Raw genomic sequence first — 21926 nt, 5'->3', positions numbered from 1 at the left:
GATGATGCGAAGCATTCGATGGGCGGCTGCTACCGCGATGGCGGTCGCGTTGCTGTCTGGCTGCGGCATGTGGCAATCGACGAAAGAGGCGACCGCCGGCATGACCCGCGCGATTTTCATCACGAAGGTCAAGCAGATGAACCTCGTGATCGACAGCCGCGCCGCACTCAACGAAAACGAACAGGGACAATCGCTACCGGTCGTGATGCGCGTCTATCAGTTGAAGGACGCGAAGGTCTTCGAGAACGCAGCTTACGTCTCGCTGCTCGATGACGACAGTGCGTTACTGAGGGCCGATCTGCTCGACAGCATGGAGACCACGCTCGCGCCTGGTGCCGCGGTGACGCTGTCCGCGCCAATGGCAGCCGACGCGCAAGCCGTGGGCGTGGCGGCGTTCTTCCGCGATCAGCGCGGTGCCGAATGGCAACGGGTGATTCCGAAGTCGAAGTGGAAGGAGACGGATCCCGTCAAGTTGGTCGTGACGGGCAACCGGCTGGAGCTGGCACCCTGAACGAGGGAATGCGCTGGCGGCGGGCATGGTCGTTGACGTATGGGGTTTGCAGGTCGGGCTTCAAATTGCACACGCCACGAGGCCGAATGCTGACGCGCACGCCCGAATGGCCCACGCCATCACTCCGGCAAATCCCGCTGACTCACGTCCCACTCGATCCCGCCCGCATTGAGCTGTTCGATCTTTTCCATCCGCTGCCGCGCCAGTTCCGGCAGCCGGTTCGTCACGCCGATCACCAGCGCTTCGGCGAGCGCCAGCGCCGGCACGTTGGTCTGCAGCATCGCGAAAGGGCGGCCCTGGATCCGCAGCACGATCTCCGCGAACTCGCCGATCGGCGAGCGCCATTCGTCGGTGATCAGCACGATCCGCGCGCCGAGCCGGTGCGCGGCCTGCGCGAAGCGGATGCTGTCCTTCTGGTAGCGGCGAAAGTCGAAGATCACGAGCACGTCGTTGCGCCCCATGTCGGCCAGCGCGACGGACGCGAGATTCACGTTCGGCTCGACGGATTGCACATGCGGCCGTGCATAGGCGAGCGTGAACGAGAACAGCGACGCGAGCGGCGCCGTATAGCGCCCACCGCCGCAGAACACGCGCACGTCCGGATCGGCCAGCATCGCCACGGCTGCATCGAACGCGGCTGCGTCGAGCCCTTCGATCGTGGTCGCGAGCGATTCCGACAGCCGCTGGAAAATCGCCGCATGGCTGTCGCGCCTGCCCGTTTCCGAATGAAACGCATCCATCCGCGCGAGCGGCGAATTCATCGCGGTGTCGATCTCGTCGTGCAGCGCCTGCTGGAACGACGAATAGTTCGGGAAGCCGATCCGGACGACGAAGCGGAATACGGTCGGGTCGCTGACTTCCGCCTGCTTCGCAAACTGCGCGATCGGGCCCAGCCCGAGACTGGGGTAGCGATCCAGCAACGCCTGCGCGACCTTCTGTTCCGACGGCGTGAAGCTATCCATCTGGGATAACAGCAACGCCCTGATGCTTGTCCCCATCGGCACTCCGGCTCTCTATCTGAATGGATTGACCCAACGGCAGGCGGGAGCCTGCCGGCAACTGCACGCATGTTAGCCGATTGAAGATCGGCCACCCGCGTCTGGCTCGAAATTAGAGGGACGCATCACCCGACTCCCCAATACGTTCATATGTGTAATGAAACAGACATGCATCGGACCGTAAGTCGGCGTCCCTTGGTGATGAATTCGGTGATTGCCCTAGTTTTTGGCACAAAAAAGTGGGTGTTATGATCGCGGCCTCGCTGGAATGTATCATTCATTACATGCCGGATAGGCGGTGTCGATACGCCGTTGCGCACCGATGCATCCCGGCATGGCCCGGTTCATTCGTCTGGAGGATCCCGTCATGAGGCGGCTGGTAATACTCACCCTGTTGTCGGCGATGAGCGTGTGCGCGTTCGCCGCGTCGGACCCGGCAGTCGAAGCGAAGAACGGCATGGTCGTGTCGTCGCAGCACTTCGCGTCGCAGATCGGCGTCGACATCCTGAAGGCCGGCGGCAACGCGGTGGACGCGGCGGTGGCCGTCGGCTATGCGCAGGCCGTGACCAACTCGTGCTGCGGCAACATCGGCGGTGGCGGTTTCATGACGATCCACCTGGCCGACGGTCGCGACCGCTTCATCAATTTCCGCGAGACCGCGCCAGCCGCGGCCTCCGCGAACATGTATCTGGATGCGTCGGGCAACGTCATTCCGGACCAGAGCCTGTACGGTTATCGCGCGGTGGGCGTGCCGGGCACGGTGGCCGGCCTCGATCTCGCGCAGCGCAAGTACGGGAAGCTGACGCGCAAGCAGGTGATGGCGCCGGCGATCCGGCTCGCGCGCGACGGCTTCGTGCTGACGCGCGGCGATACGGACATCCTCGACACGACGGTCGAGCGCTTCAGGAAGGATCCGGAAGCGGCGCGCATCTTCCTGCGCCCGGACGGCACCGCGTTGCAGCCGGGCGACCGCCTGGTGCAGAAGGATCTGGCCCGCACGCTCGAGCGCATCGCGGAGCAGGGGCCCGACGCGTTCTATCACGGCGAAATCCCGAAGATCGTCGAGGCGGCGTCCAAGCGCGGCGGCGGCGTGATCACGGCGGCCGATTTCGCGTCCTATCGCGCGCAGGACATGGCGCCGCTGACCTGCACGTATCGCGGCTACGAGTTCGTGTCGGCGCCGCCGCCGAGTTCGGGCGGCGTGACGATGTGCGAGACGCTGAACATCCTCGAAGGGTATGACCTGCGCAAGCTCGGCTACCACTCGGCCGCGGCGGTCCACTACATGACCGAAGCGATGCGCCACGCGTACGAAGACCGCAACACGCTGCTCGGCGATCCGGATTTCATCGACAACCCGATCGCGAAGCTGACGAGCAAGGAATACGCGGCGCAGATCCGCAAGAGCATCCATGCCGATACGGCGACGCCGTCGGTCGACGTGCAGCCCGGTGTCGGCGTGCACGAGAAGCCGGAAACGACGCATTACTCGATCGTCGACCACGACGGCAACGCGGTGTCGACGACCTATACGGTCAACGGCCGCTTCGGCGCCGTGGTCATCGCGCCGGGCACGGGTTTCTTCCTGAACGACGAGATGGACGACTTCACCGTGAAGGTCGGCGCGCAGAACCTGTTCGGCCTCGTGCAGGGCACGCGCAACTCGATCGCGCCGGGCAAGCGTCCGCTGTCGTCGATGGCGCCGACCATCGTGAAGAAGGACGGCAAGGTGTTCATGGTGGTCGGTTCGCCGGGGGGCTCGCGCATCATCACGATCACGCTGCAGACCGTGCTGAACGTGATCGACTACGGGATGACGCCGCAGGACGCGGTCGCCGCGCCGCGTATCCATCACCAGTGGCTGCCCGACGCGGTCTATTACGAAACCTACGGCCTGTCGCCCGACACGCTCGCGATCCTGCGCAACATGGGCTACAAGATGGTCGAGCAGACGCCGTGGGGCGCCGCCGAGTTGATCATGGTCGGCCTGCCGGGCACCGAAGCGGCGAGCCGCCAGAGTTCCGGGAACGATTCGTCCGTGTCCGGCAACGTGCGCGTGGGCTTCATCTACGGCTACAACGACCCGCGCCGTCCGGCGGGCGCCGCGATCGGCTACTGACCGATCGTTTCATGCCGAATCGCTGCCGCCGGCATTCGCGTCGCCGCGAATGCCGGTGCGGCGGCGTGTCCGTCGGCGGACATTCGCCAGCGTGAGCGGCACGCGCGCCTCTTTTCCGCCAACTCCATCGCCATGCGGCGAATTCCCTCATGAACGAACGAATGTCCGCGGCAGGCTGGATCCTGCTCGCGATGGCAGCCGGCATCCTGGTCGGCTACCTGATCTATACGCAGCTTCCGGACAAGCAGTCCGCCGCGGAAATCGCCGGCTACATTTCGCTCGTGTCCGACGTGTTCCTGCGGCTGATCAAGATGGTGATCGGCCCGCTGGTGTTCTCGACGCTGGTCGTCGGCATCGCGCACATGGGCGATGCGTCGTCGGTCGGGCGCGTGTTCGTGAAGGCGCTCGGCTGGTTCGTCACCGCGTCGCTGGTCTCGCTGCTGCTCGGCTTGCTGATGGCGAACCTGCTGCGGCCCGGCGAGAACCTCGGCCTGCCGCTGCCGGAAATCGGTGCGTCCGCGCATCTGGCGACGTCCAAATTCACGCTGAAGGATTTCGTCGGCCACATGGTGCCGAATTCGATCGCCGAGGCGATGGCGAACAACGAGATCCTGCAGATCGTCGTGTTCTCGATGTTCTTCGGCGTCGCGCTGGCCGCACTCGGCGAGCGCGGCAAGATCCTCGTCGCCGCGATCGACCAGCTCGCGCACGTGATGCTGAAGATCACCGGCTACGTGATGAAGCTCGCGCCGCTCGCGGTGATGGCGGCGATGGCGTCGACCGTCGCGGTCAACGGCTTGTCGATCCTGCTGAAGTTCGCGGTGTTCATGGGCGACTTCTACGTGAGCCTCGTGCTGCTGTGGGCCACGCTCGTCGCGGCCGGGCTGCTGTTCCTCGGCCGCCGCGTGTTCAAGCTGCTCGTGCTGATCAAGGAAGCGTTCATGCTGTCGTTCGCGACCGCGAGCTCGGAAGCCGCGTATCCGAAGATCCTCGACGCGCTCGACCGTTTCGGCGTGCGCCGCAAGATCTCGAGCTTCGTGATGCCGATGGGCTATTCGTTCAACCTCGACGGCTCGATGATGTACTGCACGTTCGCGTCGCTGTTCATCGCGCAGGCGTACAACATCCACCTGTCGCTCGGCACGCAGGTCACGATGCTGCTGATCCTGATGCTGACGTCGAAAGGGATGGCCGGCGTGCCGCGTGCGTCGCTCGTCGTGATCGCGGCGACGCTGCACCAGTTCGACATTCCGGAGGCCGGGCTGCTGCTGATTCTCGGCGTCGACACGTTCCTCGACATGGGCCGCTCGGCCACGAACGCGGTGGGCAACTCGATCGCGAGCGCGGTGGTCGCGAAGTGGGAAGGCGAGCTGATGTCGGAGTCCGAAGCGAATGCACATGCCGCGCATCTCGATGCCGAACTCGAACGACAGAACAACGCGCCGGCCTATGGCGCCGGTCAGGCCACGTCGACCTGACGCTCAGGCCGCCAATGCGTCGTCGATGCACGCCGCAAGCACCATCGCGGCGGCATTGCCCGGCGCCGAACCAAGCAGTTGCGGCGCATAGACGCTGTCGCCCGCCTTGATCGATCGCCCCGACAGCGCGCACACGCCGCGCTTGCGCGTCGTGAACAGGCGCCACTTCTGGTAGCCGTAGTGTCCGGTGCAGGCGTCGCACCACGAAATCATCACGGTGTCGGCCGTGGGCCGTTCGAGCACGCTGATGGTCGGCTTGCTCGTCGCGTCCCACGACGGCAGCCGGTCGCGCGTGACGCTGCGCCGCCGCGGCCCGCTCCACGAGACGGACGGCATGTCGAAGCTGCCGATGGCGGCGACGGTCATGAGCCAGGGCGCTGCACGGTTGTTCATGTCTCAGTTCCTCGAAACGTTACGCGGTGCCGCGACGCGGGGCATCACGACAGGCGGATGCGCGGCTGCACCCAGCCGTTGATCCGTTCGGCGATCCATAGCAGGGTCGCCTTGGAGAAGCCGTGCAGCGCCTGCTGGTGCCGCCGGTAGAGCATCAGGTGGCTGAACTGCGCGAAGCGCCCCTGGATGAAGCCGCCGCGGAAGAACCCGAACTGCCCGAGCGTGCCGAACGCGTCGTAATCGCTGATCGACACCAGCGCGCCGAAATCGTGGAACGCGAACGGCGGAATCGGCGTGCCGTCGAGCCACGCGGGCAGGTGCCTCGCGAGATGCTCGGCCTGCTGCGTCGCGACCTGCGCGGTCGGTGGCAGCGGCCGTTCCTGACCGTCGAGCTGCAGGCTCGCGCAATCGCCGATCGCGAACACGTGTTCGTCGCCGGTCGCCTGCAGCGTCGGGCCGACGACGATCTGGTTCGCGCGGTTCGTGTCGAGCCCGCCCAGCGCCTGCATGAAATCGGGCGCCTTCACGCCGGCCGCCCACACCATCAGGTCCGCTTCGGCGAACGAGCCGTCGCCGTAGTGGAAACCGTTCGCGTCGGCCGACGTGACACGCGTCGACGTCAGCACGCGAAAGCCGATCTGTTCGAGCCGCCGCTGGGCCGACGCGGAAATCCGCGGCGGAAACGCGTTGAGGATGCGCGGGCCGCTTTCGAGCAGCGTGAGCTGCAGCCGCTCGCGCACCGTTTCGTCACCGTACGCCTGCGCCACTTCCAGCAAACGGCTGAGCTCCGCCGCGAGTTCCACGCCCGTCGCGCCGGCGCCGACGATCGCGACGCGAAACGGCTCGTCGCGCGCGATGCTGCGGAACACGCGCATTCGCAATGCCTCGTTGAAGGTCTCCGCCTGCTGCTGGCTGTCGATGAAGTAGCAGTGCTCGCGCACGCCCGGCACGCCGAAATCGTTGGCCTGGCTGCCGAGCGCGAGGATCAGCACGTCGTAGTCGAGTTCGCGTGCGTCGATCACCACGTCGCCGTCCTGCGAGCGGATTTCGCCGAGTTGCACGCGGCGGCGCGCGCGATCGAGCCCTTTCAGTTCGCCGGGCTGGTACGTGTAGCCGTGGTCGCGGGCATGAGCGAGAAAGATCACCTGTTGCTGCTGGACGTCGCGCGTGCCGGCCGCGATCGTGTGCAGCATCGGCTTCCAGATGTGCGTCGGACTGCGGTCGACGACCGTGATCTGCGCCCGCCCGGGCCGGCCGAGACGCTCGCCCAGACGGGTCGCGAGTTGCAGTCCGGCGATTCCGCCGCCGACGATGACAATGCGTTTAGGGGTTGTCATTCATAAATCATCAGGTGATGAATAAGGTATGATCGTAGCGCTTCTCGGCTCCGCGTGTCAACGGAGCGGGGCAGGCCACCCGATCGCGGGCCGGGAAACCGGCGCCGGACCGGGGCATTCGAATCGTTCAAGGAGCAGGAAAAACGTGGCAGAAGTCACTGAGCGCGCGCCGTCGAAGCGGCGTACGCGCGGACGGCCGTTGGCGGATGCGTCCGTCGGCCCGGACGTGATATTGCGGGCCGCGCGCCGCACGTTCGCGAAGCGCGGCTACGACGCGACGAGCGTGCGCGAAGTCGCGCGCGAGCTGGGCATCGATGCGGCGCTGATCGCCCATCACTTCGGTGCGAAGGAAACGTTGTGGCTGGCGGTCGTCGAGCAGATCGTCGAGCTGGTCGAACCGATGTTCGACGCGTTGCGCGCGTTGCGCGCGTCGCCGCTGCCGCATCGCGACCGCGTGCGGCGCGCGCTCGAGCTGTGCGTCGATCACGAATTCGCGGAGCCGGATATCGGCATGTTCTTCTTGACCACGGCGACCGAGGAGGGCGGGCGGCTCGATCGGCTGCAGGAGCGGATCGTGCGCCCGTATCACGATGCGATGTTTCCGCTGATCGCGGACGCGGTCGAGGCCGGCGCGATCCGTCCGGTCGATCCGAACGTGCTGTTCTTCATGATCGCGAGCGCGATCGGCACGACAGTGTCGTACAGCCACATGATGCTGGAGTTCACGTCGCTGCCGACGCGGCCGGAGGCGTTTCGCGAGGCGGTGCTCGCCGTCGCGTTCAGCTTCCTCGGCGACTGAGACCGAGCGCCGCGCGCGCGATGCGTGCGTCGCGACGCGCAAGCGGCCGGCGCGTCATTCGGAATCGAGCGGCGGCTTGTCGCCGAGCCAGCGCCGCGCGCCGGGCCCGTTGCGGCCCGCGCGGTCTTCCGGGTTGGTCAGCTTGCAGCGTTTCAGCGACAGGCAGCCGCAGCCGATACATTCGTCGAGGTTGATGTAGAGCCGCTGGAGTTCCTCGATCCGGCTCGCGACGCGCTGCTTCCAGCCGCGCGACAGCCGCTGCCAGTCCTTGTTGGTCGGCGCGGTGTCCTCGGGCAGGCTGACGAGCTGCTCGGCGATTTCATCGAGCGAATAGCCGATCTTCTGCGCGAACACGATGAACGCGATCAGCCGCAGCACCGTGCGCGAATAGTGGCGATGGCTCGAACCGTTGCGGTGCGACTTGATCAACCCGCGCGTCTCGTAGAAACGCAGCGTGGACGCGGGCACGCCGCTGCGCGCGGCCACTTCGCGGATCGACATCAGCGGCCATTGCGGGGTTTCCTGGATACCCATGACACCCTCCGGGAAAGCTTGACTTGAAGTTAACTTCAACTTTTATGCTACGCGGCAGTTTAACCCGTCGCGAGGCATCATGCTCTCCTTTTCCCTCCGCAGGACGCCGCCGTTGGGCGCCGCCTGCGCCCTGCTGCTGGCGTTGTCGGGTTGTCACGACGGCCAAGGCGCATCGTCGGCCCATCCCCTTCCCGAAGTCGGCGTCGCCACCGTCGCGCCGCGTACCGTCCGCCTCGCGGACGAATTCAACGGACGCGTCGAAGCGGTCGACGCGGTCGAACTGCGGCCGCGCGTGAGCGGCTATCTGCAGCGTGTCGCGTACAAGGAGGGCGACGTGGTCGCGCAGGGCGCGCTGCTGTTCGAGATCGACCCGCGCCCGTACCGGATCGCGCTCGACCGCGCGAAGGCGCAGCAGCAGCGCGCCCGTGCGGCGGCAAGCCTCGCGAACGTGCAGCTCAAGCGCGTGCAGACGCTGATCGATGCGCATGCGACGTCGCAGGAAGAACTCGACAATGCGCGCGCCACCGCCGAGCAGGCGCGCGCGGACCTGCAGGCGGCCGACGCGGCCGTTGCCGATGCGAAGCTCAATCTCGGTTTCACCGAAGTGCGCGCGCCGATCGCGGGCCGCGTCGGCCGCGCGGTCGCGACCGTCGGCAACCTCGCGCGCGCGGACGATACGCTGCTGACGACCGTCGTGGCGCAGGATCCGGTCTACGTGTATTTCGATTGCGACGAGCAGAGTTACCTGCGCTACAACGCGCGGCGCGCCGATCCGAAACATCGTGCGATCGGCGCCGATCCGGTGCGCATCGGCCTCGCGAACGAGACGGGCTTCCCGCATGCGGGCACCGTCGATTTCCTCGACAACCGGCTCGACTCGCAAACCGGCACGATCCGCGCCCGGGTGCGGCTGCCGAACGCGGACCATACGTTCACGCCGGGCCTGTATGCGCGCGTGCAACTGGTCAGCGGCCGCGACCAGGACGCATTGCTGGTGGACGACAAGGCCGTGCTGACCGACCAGGATCGCAAGTACGTGTACGTGATCGGGCCCGGCGACAAGGCGCTGCGCCGCGACGTGACGATCGGCCGCGAACTCGACGGCGAGCGGATCGTCGAGAAGGGGTTGCAGGCGGGCGATCGCGTGGTGGTCGACGGTGTGCAGCGCATCTACTATCCGGGCGCGCAGGTGAAGCCGAAGGCGCTGCCCGCGCGCGCGGCGGCGGACCCCGGCGCCGGCACGCAGGCCGTGGCCGATGCCGGCGCGCCTGCCGCGCAATGACGGGAGCGATACGATGGATTTCTCCCGCTTCTTCATCGACCGGCCGATCTTCGCGGTCGTGCTGTCGATCGTTATTTTCGCGCTCGGCCTGATCTCGATTCCGATGCTGCCGGCCGGCGAATATCCGGAAGTCGTGCCGCCGAGCGTCGTCGTGCGTGCGACGTATCCGGGCGCGAACCCGAAGGAAATCGCCGAGTCGGTGGCCGAACCGCTGGAAGAGGCGATCAACGGCGTCGAAGGCATCATGTACATGAAGTCGGTCGCCGGGTCGGACGGCAGCCTGCAGGTCGTCGTCACGTTCCTGCAGGGCGTCGATCCCGACACGGCCGCCGTGCGCGTGCAGAACCGCGTGAGCCAGGCGCTGTCGCGCCTGCCCGACGAGGTGCGCCAGTACGGCGTGACCACGCAGAAGCAGTCGCCCACGCCGCTGATGTACGTGAGCCTCTATTCGCCGGACAACAGCCGCGATTCGCTGTACCTGCGCAACTACCTGACGCTGCACGTGAAGGACGAGCTGTCGCGTCTCACCGGCATCGGCGACGTCGGCGTGTACGGCTCCGGCGATTACGCGATGCGGCTGTGGCTCGACCCGAATCGACTGGCGTCGCGTGGACTCACCGCGAGCGACGTGATCGCGGCCGTGCGCGAGCAGAACGTACAGGTGTCGGCCGGCCAGCTCGGCGCGGAGCCGTCGCCGAAGAAGAACGACTTCCTCGTGTCGATCAACGTGCGCGGCCGGCTGCGCACCGTGCAGGAGTTCGGCGACATCGTGCTGCGCAACGGCGACGACGGCCAGGTCGTGAAGCTGTCCGACGTCGCGCGCATCGAGCTCGGCGCGGGCGACTACACGCTGCGCTCGTATTTCAACGACAGGCATTCGGCCGTGGTGGGCATCTTCCTGTCGCCGGGCGCGAACGCGCTCGACGTCGCGAAGGCCGTGTATGCGAAGCTCGACGAGTTGTCGAAGCGCTTCCCGCCCGGCGTCGCGTACCGCCCGGTGTGGGATCCGACCGTGTTCGTGCGCGAATCGATTCGCGCGGTGCAGCACACGCTGATCGAGGCCGTCGTGCTGGTCGTGCTCGTCGTGATCCTGTTCCTGCAGACGTGGCGCGCGTCGATCATTCCGCTCGTCGCGGTGCCGGTGTCGGTGGTCGGCACGTTCGCATGGCTCTACCTGCTCGGCTATTCGATCAACACGCTGACGCTGTTCGGGCTCGTGCTCGCGATCGGGATCGTCGTCGACGATGCGATCGTCGTCGTCGAGAACGTCGAGCGCAACATCGCACGGGGCCTGGGCCCGCGCGATGCCGCGCACCAGGCGATGCGCGAAGTGTCGGGGCCGATCGTCGCGATCGCGCTCGTGCTGTGCGCGGTATTCGTGCCGATGGCGTTCATGTCGGGTGTCACCGGCCAGTTCTACAAGCAGTTCGCGGTGACGATCGCGATCTCGACGGTGATCTCCGCGATCAACTCGCTGACGCTGTCGCCCGCGCTCGCCGCGAAGCTGCTGCGTCCGCACGGCGCGCCGAAGGATCCGTTGACGCGCGCGCTCGATCGCGCGTTCGGCTGGCTGTTCCATCCGTTCAACCGCTTCTTCGAACGCAGCGCCGATCGCTATCACGGCGTCGTCGGCCGCACGCTGAAGCGGCGCGGCGTGGTGTTCGCGGTCTACGCGGCGCTGCTCGCGGCGACCGCGCTGCTGTTCAACGCGGTGCCCGGCGGTTTCATTCCGGTGCAGGACAAGCTGTACCTGTTCGCCGGCGCGAAATTGCCGGAAGGCGCGTCGCTCGCGCGCACCAGCGCGGTGACCGAGCAGATGACGAAGATCGCGCTCGGCACCGACGGCGTCGAGATGGTGCCGGCCTTTGCCGGGCTGAATGCGCTGCAGGGCGTGAACACGCCGAACATCACGAACTCGTACGTGATCCTCAAGCCGTTCGACCAGCGTCATCGCAGCGCCGCGCAGATCAACGCCGACCTGAACGCGCGCTTCGCGGCGATCGGCGGCGGCATCACTTATGCGCTGATGCCGCCGCCGATCCAGGGGCTCGGCAACGGCTCCGGTTATTCGCTGTATCTCGAGGATCGCGGCGGTCTCGGCTATGGCGAATTGCAGAAGGCGCTTGCCGCGTTCCAGGCCGCGGTCGCGAAGACGCCGGGGATGAGCTATCCGGTCAGCTCGTACCAGGCGAACATCCCGCAGCTCGAGGTGAAGGTCGACCGGCTGAAGGCGAAGGCGCAGGGCGTCGCGCTGACCGATCTGTTCAATACGTTGCAGGTGTATCTCGGCTCGATGTACGTGAACGACTTCAACGTGTTCGGCCGCGTGTATCGGGTGATGGCGCAAGCGGATGCCGGCCATCGGCAGACGGCTGCCGACATCGCGAACCTGCGCACGCGCAACGCGAAGGGCGAGATGGTGCCGATCGGCTCGATGGTGACGGTCGGGCCCGCGTACGGCCCCGACCCGGTCGTCCGCTACAACGGCTATCCGGCGGCCGACCTGATCGGCGACGCGGATCCGAAGACGATGTCGTCGTCGCAGGCGATCGCGAAGCTGCAGCAGATCGCGAAGGACGTGCTGCCGCCGGGCATTGCGCTCGAATGGACCGACCTCAGCTATCAGCAGGTCACGCAGAGCAACGCGGCGATCGTCGTGTTCCCGCTCGCGGTGATGCTGGTGTTCCTGGTGCTCGCGTCGCTGTACGAGAGCTGGACGCTACCGCTCGCGGTGATCCTGCTCGTGCCGGTGTGCATGTGCGCGGCGCTGTTCGGCGTGTGGCTGTCCGGCGGCGACAACAACGTGTTCGTGCAGGTCGGCCTCGTCGTACTGATGGGGTTGGCGTGCAAGAACGCGATCCTGATCGTCGAGTTCGCGCGCGAGCTCGAGATCCAGGGCAAGGACGCGGTCGAGGCGGCGCTCGAAGCGTGCAAGCTGCGGCTGCGTCCCATCGTGATGACGTCCGTCGCGTTCATCGCGGGCTCGGTGCCGCTGCTGATCGGCAGCGGCGCGGGCAGCGAGGTGCGGGCGGCCACCGGCGTCACCGTGTTCGCCGGGATGCTGGGCGTCACGCTGTTCGGGCTGTTCCTGACACCCGTGTTCTACGTGGCGATCCGCAAGCTCGCGGGCGGCACGCCGGCCGTCTGGAGCGAACAGCACGGCAGCCTCGAAGGAGAAAAACGATGAGCGCCGCTTTCCGTCTTTCCGCGCTTGCGATGTCGGTGACGCTTGCCGCATGCGCGGTCGGCCCCGATTTCAAGCAGCCCGATATGACCACGGCTGCGCGGTTCGCGCGCGACGCTCACCCGGCGACGCAGCACGACGCGGCGCCGGCCGATACACGGCCCGATACGCCGCCCGATGCATCGGCGGCCGCCGACGCCACGTTCTGGCGCGGCTTCGGCGATCCGACGCTCACGCAGTTGATCGATGCGGCGCTCGCGGCGAACCAGGACCTGCAGGTCGCCGTATCGCGCTACGACGCGTCGAACGCGCTGCTGTCGCAGGCGGCGTTCGACCGCTATCCGACGATCACCGCGAGCGGTCGGATCGGCCATCAGCTGATGAGCAAGGATCAGGCATTCGGCGCGCCGCGCAGCCAGCGCGATACGCCGATGTCGAGTGCCGGCATCAATGCCGCGTGGGAACTCGACCTGTTCGGCCGCGTGCGCCGCTCGATCGAATCGCAGCGCGCGGAAACGGCGGCCAGCGCGGCCGACGTGCGCGCGGTGCGCGTCGTGATCGCGGGCGAGGTCGCGAGCACGTATGTCGACCTGCGCGGCTCGCAGGCGCGGCTGCGGATTGCTCGCGAGAACGCCGACAACCAGAAGCAGACGCTCGCGCTGATCAATGCGCGCGTCGGCGCGGGGCGAGGTTCCGAACTCGACGCGGCGCGAGCACGCGCGCAGTACGAATCGACGACGTCGCGGATCGCCGTGTACGAAGCCGCTATCGGCGTCGACGAGCATCGGCTCGCGGTGCTGACCGGGCAGACGCCGGATGCGCTGATCGGCCGGTTCGACCTGCCGAAGACGGCTGCGCAGACGGGCACGCCGGTGCCGTTGCCGGCGCTTGCCGCCGATATCGATCCCGGCACGCCGGGCGACCTGCTGCGCCGCCGTCCCGATGTCGCGGCCGCCGAGGCGCGGCTGCATGCGGCGACCGCACGCGTCGGCGTCGCGACCGCCGACCTGTTTCCGCGCTTCACGCTGTCCGGGCTGCTCGGCAGCGCGACGAGCAGCTACGGGTTCTTCCGCGCGGGCAGCGACACGAACCTGATCGCGCTCGGCATCGACTGGTCGTTCCTCGACGTCGGTCGCGTGCGTGCGCGGATCGCCGCGAGCGACGCGGAAGCGGCCGGCCAGCTTGCGCAGTACCGGCAAACCGTGCTCGGCGCGCTGGAGGAAACCGAGAACGCGCTGCTGCGTGTCGCCCGCACGCGTGACGAGACCGCGCACCTCGTGCGCGCGGCCGACGACAGCGCGCGTGCCGCGCAACTCGCGCAGGCCCGCTTCTCCGCCGGCGCGATCGACTACTACGAAGTGCTCGACGCGCAGCGGACGCTGCTGCAGGCGCAGGATGCGGCGGCCGACGGGCGGATGCGCAGCGCGGCGTCGACGGTCGCGCTGTACAAGGCGCTGGCGGGCGGCTGGCCGGCGGGCACGGGGCAGGGCATGCCAGGCCCGCTCGCTCGGTCGGGGCAGTAGCGCGAGCGGTGCGGCGCGCGGCAGGCCGGCGCGATCCTGCCTGCCGCGCGCCGCATGACTACACCGTGGCCGGATCGACCTTGTCGATATCGATGCCGTAACGCCGGATCGCTTCGCCGACGCGCGCACGTTCGATCACGCCGTCGTCGGCGAGCGCCTTCAGCGCGGCGATCGCGATGAAATGCCGGTCGACCTCGAAGAACGCGCGCAGCGCCTCGCGCGTATCCGAGCGGCCGAAGCCGTCGGTGCCGAGCGACACGAAGCGGCGGCCATCGACGAATGCCCGGATCTGGTCGCCGACGATCTTCATGTAGTCGGTCGCGACGACCACCGGGCCCACGCGGCCGTCGAGGCATTGCCGCACGTACGGCACGCGCGGCGCCTGCTCCGGATGCAGCAGGTTCCAGCGTTCCGCGGCGAGTCCGTCGCGGCGCAGCTCGGTCAGGCTCGTCGCGCTCCATACGTCGCTCGACACGCCGAAGTCCTGCGCGAGCAGGTCGCTCGCGGCGAGCGTTTCGCGCAGGATCGCGCCGCTGCCCATCAACTGCACGTGCGGCGCATCGGCCACGCGCGGCGTGGTGCCTGCGCGCAGCAGGTAGAGCCCCTTCAGGATGCCGGCCTCCGCGCCGTCGGGCAGCGCCGGATGCGGATAGTTTTCGTTGAGCAGCGTGATGTAGTAGTAGACGTCCTCCTGTTCCGCGAACATCCGCCGCAATCCGTCGCGCACGATCACCGCGAGTTCGTACGCATAGGTCGGGTCGTACGACACGCAGTTCGGAATCACCGACGACAGCACCAGGCTGTGCCCGTCGTTGTGCTGCAGCCCTTCGCCCATCAGCGTCGTGCGGCCCGATGTCGCGCCGATCAGGAAGCCGCGCGTGCGCGCGTCGCCGGCGGCCCACGCGAGATCGCCGACCCGCTGCAGCCCGAACATCGAATAGAAGATGTAGAACGGGATCGTCGGCAATCCGTGGTTGCTGTACGCGGTGCCGGCCGCGATCCACGACGCGATCGCGCCCGATTCGTTGATCCCTTCCTGCAGGATCTGCCCGTCCTTCGCTTCCTTGTAGTAGCTGAGCTGGCCCGCGTCCTGAGGCGTATAGAGCTGGCCGAGATGCGAGTGGATGCCGATCTGGCGGAACAGGCCCTCCATCCCGAACGTGCGCGATTCGTCCGGCACGATCGGTACGACCAGCTTGCCGAGCCGCGGGTCTTTCAGCAGCGTGCCGAGGATGCGCACGAACGCCATCGTCGTCGACAGGCCGCGCTCGCCGGTGTCCTTCAGTTGCGCGTCGAACGCGGCGAGCGGCGGCGTCGGCAGCGGCGCGACCGCATGGAAGCGGGCCGGCACGTGGCCGCCGAGCGCGGCGCGGCGCTCCGCGAAATAGCGTGCCTCGGCACTGCCCGGTTCCGGCTTCAGGTAAGGCAGCTCGTCGAGTTGCGCGTCGTCGACCGGCAGCGCGAAGCGGTCGCGGAATGCGCGCACCGCATCCGCGCTCATCTTCTTCAACTGGTGGTTCACGTTCTGGCCTTCGCCGGCTTCGCCCATCCCGAAGCCCTTGACCGTTTTCGCGAGCACGACGGTCGGCCGGCCGTCCGCGCCCATCGCCTGCGCATAGGCCGCATGCACCTTCTCCGGATCGTGGCCGCCGCGCGCCAGTTTCCAGATGTCGTCGTCGGACAGGTCGGCGACGAGATCGAGCAGTGCCGGATACTTGCCGAAGAAATGCTCGCGCACGTATGCGCCGCTTTGCGACTTGAAGGTCTGGTAATCGCCGTCCACGCATTCCATCATGCGCTGGCGCAGCAGGCCCGTCGCGTCGCGCTCGAGCAGGCGGTCCCAGCCGCCGCCCCAGATCACCTTGACGACGTTCCAGCCGGCCGCGCGGAACGTGCCTTCGAGTTCCTGGATGATCTTGCCGTTGCCGCGCACCGGGCCGTCGAGGCGCTGCAGGTTGCAGTTGACGACGAAGATCAGGTTGTCGAGCCGCTCGCGCCCGGCAAGCGAGATCGCCGCGAGCGATTCGGGCTGGTCCATTTCGCCGTCGCCGAGAAACGCCCACACCTTGCGGCCCTGATGCGCCTTCAGCCCGCGATATTCGAGGTAACGCATGAAACGCGCCTGATACGCGGCCGTGAGCGGCCCGAGCCCCATCGACACGGTCGGGAACTGCCAGAAATCGGGCATCAGGCGCGGATGCGGATACGACGACAGCCCGTCGCGGCCTGCTTCCCGACCGGTTTCGCGGCGGAAATTGTCGAGCTGCGCGGCCGTGATGCGGCCTTCCAGATACGCGCGGCCATAGATGCCGGGCGCCGAATGGCCCTGGATATAGACCATGTCGCCGTCGAACGTGTCGGTGCGGCCGCGGAAAAAGTGGTCGAAGCCGACGTCGTACAGCACGGCCGCCGACTGGTAGGTCGCGATGTGGCCGCCGACGTTCGAATGCCGGCCGGCGCGCAGCACCATCACCATCGCGTTCCAGCGGATCATCGCGTTCAGCCGCCGCTCGAGTGCGAGATCGCCCGGGTAGGGCGGCTGCCGCTCGCGCGGCACTGTGTTCACGTATGCGGTCGTCACGCGGCCGTGCAGGTCGCCATGGCGGGCCGCGTCGAGATCGGCGAGCTGGTCGAGCAGGTAGTGCGCGCGCGGGCGGCCTTCGAGCGCGATCACGGATTCGAGCGCGTCGAGCCATTCACGGGTTTCCTGAGGATCGATGTCGGGTAACGCGAGAGGTGCGGTCATGCAGTGTCTCCAGAAGCATCAGGCAGCGCGCAGCGACGGTCGTGGCGCCGCGTCGCGCGACGAAACGTCCACCGGTCGGCGGGCAAATGGTTGCAATTGCAATCGTATGGCGGGCATTGTTATCGAGGTAAAATTTAATTGCAACTGCAATTCAATGAGAGGAACGACCTGACATGAGCGCACCCGAACCCGATCTGTGGTTCTCGTTCGTCCGCGCGCACCGGACGATGATTCGCGAGATCGAACGCCGTCTTGCGGCGGCCGGCCTGCCCGCGTACGCGTGGTACGACGCGCTGTGGGGGCTCGAAAGCGGGCCCGACGGCACGCGCCGCATGCACGAACTGGCCGACGTGCTCGCGATCGAGCGCTACAACCTCACGCGGCTCGTCGACCGGCTCGAACAGGACGGGCTCGTCACGCGCGCGCGGTCGGCCGACGACGGCCGCGCGGCGTTTGCGAGCATCACCGACAAGGGGCGGACGCTGCGCAGGAAGATGTGGAAGGTGTACCAGTCGACGGTCGCGGAGCTGTTTCTCGACCAGTTCACCGGCAAGGAGCAGGCGGCGATGGCCGCCGCGCTCGATCGCGCGAGCGCCGCGGCGCGCGACGCGGCGGCCGACGCGAAGTAGCGGCGTCCGGCGCGCGCATCAGCCGCGCGCATGGCCGCGCATCGCCTGCGCGGCCCAGTCGGCCGGCACGCGGCCGTCGTCGGCCAGCAGGCGCAGCGCGACCGCGACGATCCAGCGTGCGGTCGGCACGCGTGCGCCCGGCCCGGCCGAATCCGCGCCGAGCGCGGTGAAGCGGGCCGGCACGAACGCACCGATCTGCGCGGCGACGTGCCGTGCATAGCCGGTTACCGCGAGCACCGGCGTGCCGCCTTCGCCGAGACAGGCTCGCACGTGCGCAACGCGCGGTACGTCATGCGGATGCAGCAGGTTCCAGCGTTCGGCCGCGCGACCGTCGCGGGCGAGCTGCGTATAGCTCGGGCAACTCCAGATCGTCGAGGCGATCCGCCATTCGTCGTGCAGCAGGTCGGCCGCTTCCATGACCTGCGCGAGCGTGCTGCCAGCGCCGCACAGCCGGATCTGCGCCGCGGCGTCGGTGGCCGTACGCCGGCCGGCCCGCACCATGCCGTTGAGCGCGTCGCGGGCGGCGGCCGCCGACAGCGGCTTCGTATCCGGCCCGCAGTCGTCATGGCTCGCGAGATAGAAGAAGCCGGGCTGGCCGGCGACGTAGAGCGTGCGCAGCGCGTGGCGCAGGATCGCGATCGCTTCGTGCGCCGACGCGGGATCGTACGGCGTGCACGCGGCGTTCGCGGCGAGCCAGTGCGGGACGTCGGGCGTCACGCCCTTCGGCCATGACGACGCGGCCGTTTCCGCGTCGTTGACGAAGATTCCGCGATCGACGGTTTCGATCGATGCCAGCCGCAGCCGGTCAATCGCGCGCGCATGCAGCAGATACAGCAGCGGCCGCTCGAAACGCTTGCCCGGATCGAGAAACCGCAGCGGCCACGCACTGATGTGGCGATGCGCGTGCGCACCGGAAGACGACTCGCACGCATCGGCGCGGACGATCCACACGCGTTTCGACGTCACCGCATCGCGTTCGAGGCACTCGGCGGCCGCGCGCATCGCGCCGAGCGGCGATATCGCCGCGCCCGGCGGCACGAGCCGCCGCGTCGTCAGCCGTTCGAGGCAGGCCGTCGCGGCGCGGCGGGTGTCGGGCGTCCGCACGGGCGGACCGGATCGCGCAGTCTGCATGTCCCTCCTTCGAGTACTGGCATGTCGCCGGCATCGTCGATTCCGGCATAGGATTGCAATTGCAACGATTGTAGTTGCAACGATAACCCGATGACAAGGACCGACATGACCTCGACGCACGCCCTCACGTTCTATACGGCCGACACGCCGAACGGACACAAGATCGCGATCTACCTGGAAGAGGCCGGGCTTGCCCACGATCGCGTGCAGGTGAACCTGTCCGCCGGCGAGCAGCGCAGCCCGGCATATCTCGCGATCAATCCGAACGGCAAGATCCCGGCCATCGTCGACCACGACACGGGGCTCGCCGTATTCGAATCCGGCGCGATCCTCAGCTATCTCGCCGAGAAAACGGGCTACCTGCAGCCCGACACGCTGGCCGAGCGCACGGCGGTCCAGCAATGGCTGCATGTCCAGATCGGTGCGATCGGGCCGATGCTTGGCCAGCTGTGGTGGTTCCTGCGCGCATCGAAGACGGGCAATGCGGAAGCGATCGACCGCTACCGGAAGGAGGCGCTGCGTCTCTACGGGGTCGTGAACGGCCGCTTGTCGGAATCGGCGTATCTGGCGTCGCCGCGGTATTCGATCGCCGATATCGCGGCGTTTCCGTGGCTGCGCACGGCGGCCGAGCTCGATCTCGACGTCACCGGTTTTCCGCACGTCGAGCGCTGGCTTGCCGATATCGCCGCGCGGCCGGCCGTTCAACGGGGCCTGGCCGCGTGCCGCGCGCCAGTGACCGGGGCGGCGCACTGACGTCGCATCGCCCGCGCCGCGTGGACGGCGCGGCCGCCGGCCGCCCGCTGCCGGTGAAACATTGTCCCTTCGTCGTCAACGTCTCGAATGCGTGATATTCGCGCCGCTCGATCCGGTTTGGCGTGGCCGTGAATCGATGACGATGTGGCGCATGGCCGGCCACCGGGCCGTACAGATGCACGAAGCGCAGGAGAGAGCCGATGCTTAGTATCGCGGCCGGCGGCCTACCGCGACCGCCGCCCGCTCATTACGCTGGGGCGATCATCCACTCTGTCCGGAAGGTCGCCATGTCCCGGCTCGACTACACACTGCTCGGCCCCTGTCTGCTCGCCATCGCGCTCGACGCGATGGGATTCGGGCTCGTTTATCCGATGATGTCCGCGATCTTCAGCGATCCGCACGCGGGCATCCTGCCGGCCGACGCCGGCGCGCACGCGCGCAATTTCTATCTCGGCCTCGGCTACGGGATCTACCCGCTGTGCATGTTCTTCGGCTCGTCGCTGATGGGCGAGCTGTCCGACCGCTACGGCCGCCGCCGGATCCTGCTGCTGTGCGTGCTCGGCCTCGCGGCCGGCTACGCGATGATGGCGGCCGGCGCGTGGCATGCCAGCGTCGCGCTGCTGCTGGCCGGCCGCGGGCTCACCGGCCTGATGGCCGGCTGCCAGGGCATCGCGCAGGCGGCCATCACCGATCTCAGCACGCCCGACACGAAGGCGTACAACATGAGCATCATGTCGCTCGCGTTCAGCGCGGGCGTGATCGTCGGCCCGGTGCTCGGCGGCGTCACGTCCGACCGGACGATCTCGCCGCTGTTCGACTACGGCACGCCGTTCGTGCTGGTCGCCGCGCTATCGCTGATCTGCGCATGCTGGACCTGGGCGTCGTATCGCGATTCCGCCGCGCCGCGCGGCGATACGCGCATCGATCCGCTGCTGCCGCTGCGGATCATCATGGAGGCGGCGCGCCAGCGCAACGTCGCGTTCCTGTCGGTGGTGTTCTTCCTGATGCAGGTCGGCTACGGGCTCTACCTGCAGACCATCATGCTGCTGTTGCAGGCGAAATTCGGCTATACGAGCGCGCGGCTCGGGCTGTTCAGCGGCGTGATCGGTATCTGCTTCGTATTCGGCCTGCTGTGCGTCGTGCGGGTGATGCTGCGCGTGTGGCGCGTGATCGATATCGCGAAGACGGGCCTGCTCGTCGCCGGGCTTGGCCAGATCCTGTCCGCGCTGTTTCCGCACGAACCGGTGCTATGGGCGCTTGCGATGGTCGTCGGCTGCTTCGACATGGTTGCGTACACGACGATGTATACGGCGTTTTCCGATGCCGTCAGCGACGACCGGCAGGGCTGGGCGCTCGGCGTCGCGGGCTCGGTGATGGCGGTCGCGTGGGTCGTGACGGGCGCGCTGACGAACCTGCTGCCCGTATTCGGCGAGACCGGGCTGCTGCTGATCGGCGGCGCGGGTTTCCTGCTCAGCTTCGCGATGATGGTCGCGTACGGCCGCACGCGGCCGGGTGCGCGAACGGCCGTGCTGTCGTAGGCGGCTCGCACGTACGTTAGTCTGCCCGCGGCGATGATCCGGTGAGCTTACGAACATCATCGTGCGCTCTGCGCGGCGCGCCGTCGTGCGCGTGAGCTGGCAGGAGGCGGGCGTCGGGCGCGACGCACGCATCGGTCGGTTGGCTGGCGGTATGCGGCAGACGAGCGCGAGGGGGGGGCGAGCATGGCCGGATGCATTCGCATCGCCATGGCATGACTTCGCGATCCGAACGATGTCGTCGGAATGGCGGCCAAACGATATGTTGACCGTCGCGCATGATTCCGTGGCGCGGACGGCATTTACGCTCGCGCGCGATTCGGCTCCGGGCCTTGATCGGCCGGAGCCGAATCGCTGCTTACCGCCACGAACCGTCGACGTAGACCCACACCGGCCCCTGCCGGCGCCAGTAGCCGGGTACCCAGCGGCGTCCCGGGCGCCGTGCGACCCAGCGGCCGGGCACCCATATATAGCGGCCGCGCTGCCAGCGCCAGTAGCCGTCCGTCCATATATAGCCATGCGGCCGTGGCGGTGGCGGGCGACGGTCGTGACGGGCCGCCGGCGGCGCGAAGCCGGGGCGATCCGCATACGGCGGCCCGCCGGGAACGCGGTGCGGGCCGGATGGCCGGTACACGGGCGGGGCGGCCTGGGCCGAGGCGGCACGCAGCCAGCCGGTGCCGACGAAGGCGGCGGTCAATCCGATGGCGCGCAGCAGCGAGCGTCGATTCATGGCGGTTCCTGTTCTGTATCCGAGGCCGTCCTACATTAGCCTGCCGCCGCGCCCGCCGGGTTACGCGGGCGGTCAAGGCTGTTACCGAGTGTCACGGCAGGCGCGAACTGCCTTTCCTTTCTGACGGCTGACGGGATCTCGGCTGGGTGCCGGCGCCGCCCGCTGTTTACGGGTCGAGGGGACGTTTGGGATGCGGCTTCGCCAATATTTGAGATGGAGTTGGGTAATAATTACCGTTTTTGGG

The 21926-nt window shown here is 67.7% G+C and carries 17 protein-coding genes; 10 read left to right on the top strand and 7 right to left on the bottom strand.

Annotated elements, in window-relative coordinates; genetic code table 11:
• Nucleotide 1: 1 nt before the first annotated feature.
• On the top strand, nt 2-511 hold the full coding sequence (tssJ, locus tag QZM72_RS14365; protein ID WP_089470142.1) for a type VI secretion system lipoprotein TssJ: 510 nt from the start codon (nt 2-4) through the stop codon (nt 509-511).
• 119 nt (nt 512-630) lie between these two features.
• On the opposite strand, the gene QZM72_RS14360 is transcribed toward tssJ, so the two are convergent.
• On the bottom strand, nt 631-1509 hold the full coding sequence (locus QZM72_RS14360; protein WP_089470141.1) for a MurR/RpiR family transcriptional regulator: 879 nt from the start codon (nt 1507-1509) through the stop codon (nt 631-633).
• Between the two features lie 367 nt (nt 1510-1876).
• On the opposite strand from QZM72_RS14360, the gene ggt reads away from it, so the two are divergent.
• Entirely contained in the window at nt 1877-3628 is a 1752-nt protein-coding gene (gene ggt, locus QZM72_RS14355; RefSeq protein WP_301738438.1) for a gamma-glutamyltransferase, read from the top strand.
• Between the two features lie 149 nt (nt 3629-3777).
• Nucleotides 3778-5106: a dicarboxylate/amino acid:cation symporter gene (locus QZM72_RS14350; RefSeq protein ID WP_301738437.1), complete on the top strand. Its 1329-nt coding sequence runs from the start codon at nt 3778-3780 to the stop codon at nt 5104-5106.
• Between the two features lie 3 nt (nt 5107-5109).
• On the opposite strand, the gene QZM72_RS14345 is transcribed toward QZM72_RS14350, so the two are convergent.
• Together QZM72_RS14345 and QZM72_RS14340 are read right to left on the bottom strand one after the other, a co-directional pair.
• Nucleotides 5110-5499, bottom strand: coding sequence for a DUF3331 domain-containing protein (locus QZM72_RS14345; protein WP_089470139.1), 390 nt, complete (start codon nt 5497-5499; stop codon nt 5110-5112).
• Nucleotides 5500-5543: 44 nt separating this feature from the next.
• A complete protein-coding gene (locus tag QZM72_RS14340; RefSeq protein WP_089470138.1) occupies nt 5544-6836 on the bottom strand; it encodes an NAD(P)/FAD-dependent oxidoreductase in 1293 nt (430 codons plus the stop codon).
• A 145-nt stretch (nt 6837-6981) separates the two neighbouring features.
• Here QZM72_RS14340 and QZM72_RS14335 point away from each other — a divergent pair, with 145 nt between their 5' ends.
• On the top strand, nt 6982-7635 hold the full coding sequence (locus QZM72_RS14335) for a TetR/AcrR family transcriptional regulator (RefSeq protein ID WP_089470137.1): 654 nt from the start codon (nt 6982-6984) through the stop codon (nt 7633-7635).
• Nucleotides 7636-7689: 54 nt separating this feature from the next.
• Here QZM72_RS14335 and soxR read toward each other — a convergent pair whose 3' ends face one another.
• Nucleotides 7690-8169 carry a redox-sensitive transcriptional activator SoxR gene (gene soxR, locus QZM72_RS14330; protein ID WP_089470136.1) on the bottom strand — a complete coding sequence of 160 codons (480 nt, stop codon included), beginning with the start codon at nt 8167-8169 and terminating at the stop codon, nt 7690-7692.
• A gap of 79 nt (nt 8170-8248) precedes the next feature.
• Here soxR and QZM72_RS14325 point away from each other — a divergent pair, with 79 nt between their 5' ends.
• Genes QZM72_RS14325 through QZM72_RS14315 form a run of 3 tightly spaced genes read left to right on the top strand, consistent with a single transcriptional unit; the run spans nt 8249 to nt 14158 of the window.
• On the top strand, nt 8249-9451 hold the full coding sequence (locus QZM72_RS14325) for an efflux RND transporter periplasmic adaptor subunit (protein ID WP_301738436.1): 1203 nt from the start codon (nt 8249-8251) through the stop codon (nt 9449-9451).
• A 13-nt stretch (nt 9452-9464) separates the two neighbouring features.
• On the top strand, nt 9465-12638 hold the full coding sequence (locus tag QZM72_RS14320) for an efflux RND transporter permease subunit (RefSeq protein WP_301738435.1): 3174 nt from the start codon (nt 9465-9467) through the stop codon (nt 12636-12638).
• Complete coding sequence (locus QZM72_RS14315; protein ID WP_089470134.1) at nt 12635-14158, top strand: efflux transporter outer membrane subunit; 1524 nt, start codon at nt 12635-12637, stop codon at nt 14156-14158. The genes QZM72_RS14320 and QZM72_RS14315 overlap by 4 nt, the downstream gene beginning before the upstream one ends.
• Before the next feature lie 58 nt (nt 14159-14216).
• On the opposite strand, the gene aceE is transcribed toward QZM72_RS14315, so the two are convergent.
• Nucleotides 14217-16904 (bottom strand): pyruvate dehydrogenase (acetyl-transferring), homodimeric type, encoded by a 2688-nt coding sequence (gene aceE / locus QZM72_RS14310; RefSeq protein ID WP_089470133.1) that lies wholly within the window; start codon nt 16902-16904, stop codon nt 14217-14219.
• A 173-nt stretch (nt 16905-17077) separates the two neighbouring features.
• Here aceE and QZM72_RS14305 point away from each other — a divergent pair, with 173 nt between their 5' ends.
• The gene (locus tag QZM72_RS14305; RefSeq protein ID WP_089470132.1) at nt 17078-17533 is read left to right on the top strand and encodes a MarR family winged helix-turn-helix transcriptional regulator; all 456 of its coding nucleotides are present in this window, start codon (nt 17078-17080) and stop codon (nt 17531-17533) included.
• Between the two features lie 18 nt (nt 17534-17551).
• On the opposite strand, the gene QZM72_RS14300 is transcribed toward QZM72_RS14305, so the two are convergent.
• Nucleotides 17552-18664, bottom strand: a complete 1113-nt coding sequence (locus tag QZM72_RS14300; protein ID WP_089470131.1) for a pyruvate dehydrogenase — start codon at nt 18662-18664, stop codon at nt 17552-17554.
• A 105-nt stretch (nt 18665-18769) separates the two neighbouring features.
• Here QZM72_RS14300 and QZM72_RS14295 point away from each other — a divergent pair, with 105 nt between their 5' ends.
• Together QZM72_RS14295 and QZM72_RS14290 are read left to right on the top strand one after the other, a co-directional pair.
• A complete protein-coding gene (locus QZM72_RS14295; protein ID WP_301738447.1) occupies nt 18770-19417 on the top strand; it encodes a glutathione S-transferase family protein in 648 nt (215 codons plus the stop codon).
• Between the two features lie 287 nt (nt 19418-19704).
• Nucleotides 19705-20955 carry an MFS transporter gene (locus QZM72_RS14290; RefSeq protein ID WP_089470129.1) on the top strand — a complete coding sequence of 417 codons (1251 nt, stop codon included), beginning with the start codon at nt 19705-19707 and terminating at the stop codon, nt 20953-20955.
• A gap of 355 nt (nt 20956-21310) precedes the next feature.
• On the opposite strand, the gene QZM72_RS14285 is transcribed toward QZM72_RS14290, so the two are convergent.
• Nucleotides 21311-21682, bottom strand: a complete 372-nt coding sequence (locus QZM72_RS14285; RefSeq protein WP_089470128.1) for a YXWGXW repeat-containing protein — start codon at nt 21680-21682, stop codon at nt 21311-21313.
• Between the last annotated feature and the right edge of the window lie 244 nt (nt 21683-21926).

This window comes from Burkholderia sp. AU45388 (assembly GCF_030481585.1).
In the GTDB taxonomy this organism is placed as follows: domain Bacteria; phylum Pseudomonadota; class Gammaproteobacteria; order Burkholderiales; family Burkholderiaceae; genus Burkholderia; species Burkholderia sola.
The sequence above is the reverse complement of the archived record's forward strand: the minus strand, read 5'-3'. Positions and strand labels throughout refer to the sequence as shown.

What these genes read in the sequence shown, in the direction of transcription:
- tssJ (WP_089470142.1), top strand. Translation starts at nt 2, where the DNA reads ATGATGCGAAGCATTCGATGGGCGGCTGCTACCGCGATGGCGGTCGCG.
- QZM72_RS14360 (WP_089470141.1), bottom strand. Translation starts at nt 1,509, where the DNA reads ATGGGGACAAGCATCAGGGCGTTGCTGTTATCCCAGATGGATAGCTTC.
- ggt (WP_301738438.1), top strand. Translation starts at nt 1,877, where the DNA reads ATGAGGCGGCTGGTAATACTCACCCTGTTGTCGGCGATGAGCGTGTGC.
- QZM72_RS14350 (WP_301738437.1), top strand. Translation starts at nt 3,778, where the DNA reads ATGAACGAACGAATGTCCGCGGCAGGCTGGATCCTGCTCGCGATGGCA.
- QZM72_RS14345 (WP_089470139.1), bottom strand. Translation starts at nt 5,499, where the DNA reads ATGAACAACCGTGCAGCGCCCTGGCTCATGACCGTCGCCGCCATCGGC.
- QZM72_RS14340 (WP_089470138.1), bottom strand. Translation starts at nt 6,836, where the DNA reads ATGACAACCCCTAAACGCATTGTCATCGTCGGCGGCGGAATCGCCGGA.
- soxR (WP_089470136.1), bottom strand. Translation starts at nt 8,169, where the DNA reads ATGGGTATCCAGGAAACCCCGCAATGGCCGCTGATGTCGATCCGCGAA.
- QZM72_RS14325 (WP_301738436.1), top strand. Translation starts at nt 8,249, where the DNA reads ATGCTCTCCTTTTCCCTCCGCAGGACGCCGCCGTTGGGCGCCGCCTGC.
- QZM72_RS14320 (WP_301738435.1), top strand. Translation starts at nt 9,465, where the DNA reads ATGGATTTCTCCCGCTTCTTCATCGACCGGCCGATCTTCGCGGTCGTG.
- QZM72_RS14315 (WP_089470134.1), top strand. Translation starts at nt 12,635, where the DNA reads ATGAGCGCCGCTTTCCGTCTTTCCGCGCTTGCGATGTCGGTGACGCTT.
- aceE (WP_089470133.1), bottom strand. Translation starts at nt 16,904, where the DNA reads ATGACCGCACCTCTCGCGTTACCCGACATCGATCCTCAGGAAACCCGT.
- QZM72_RS14305 (WP_089470132.1), top strand. Translation starts at nt 17,078, where the DNA reads ATGAGCGCACCCGAACCCGATCTGTGGTTCTCGTTCGTCCGCGCGCAC.
- QZM72_RS14300 (WP_089470131.1), bottom strand. Translation starts at nt 18,664, where the DNA reads ATGCAGACTGCGCGATCCGGTCCGCCCGTGCGGACGCCCGACACCCGC.
- QZM72_RS14295 (WP_301738447.1), top strand. Translation starts at nt 18,770, where the DNA reads ATGACCTCGACGCACGCCCTCACGTTCTATACGGCCGACACGCCGAAC.
- QZM72_RS14290 (WP_089470129.1), top strand. Translation starts at nt 19,705, where the DNA reads ATGTCCCGGCTCGACTACACACTGCTCGGCCCCTGTCTGCTCGCCATC.
- QZM72_RS14285 (WP_089470128.1), bottom strand. Translation starts at nt 21,682, where the DNA reads ATGAATCGACGCTCGCTGCTGCGCGCCATCGGATTGACCGCCGCCTTC.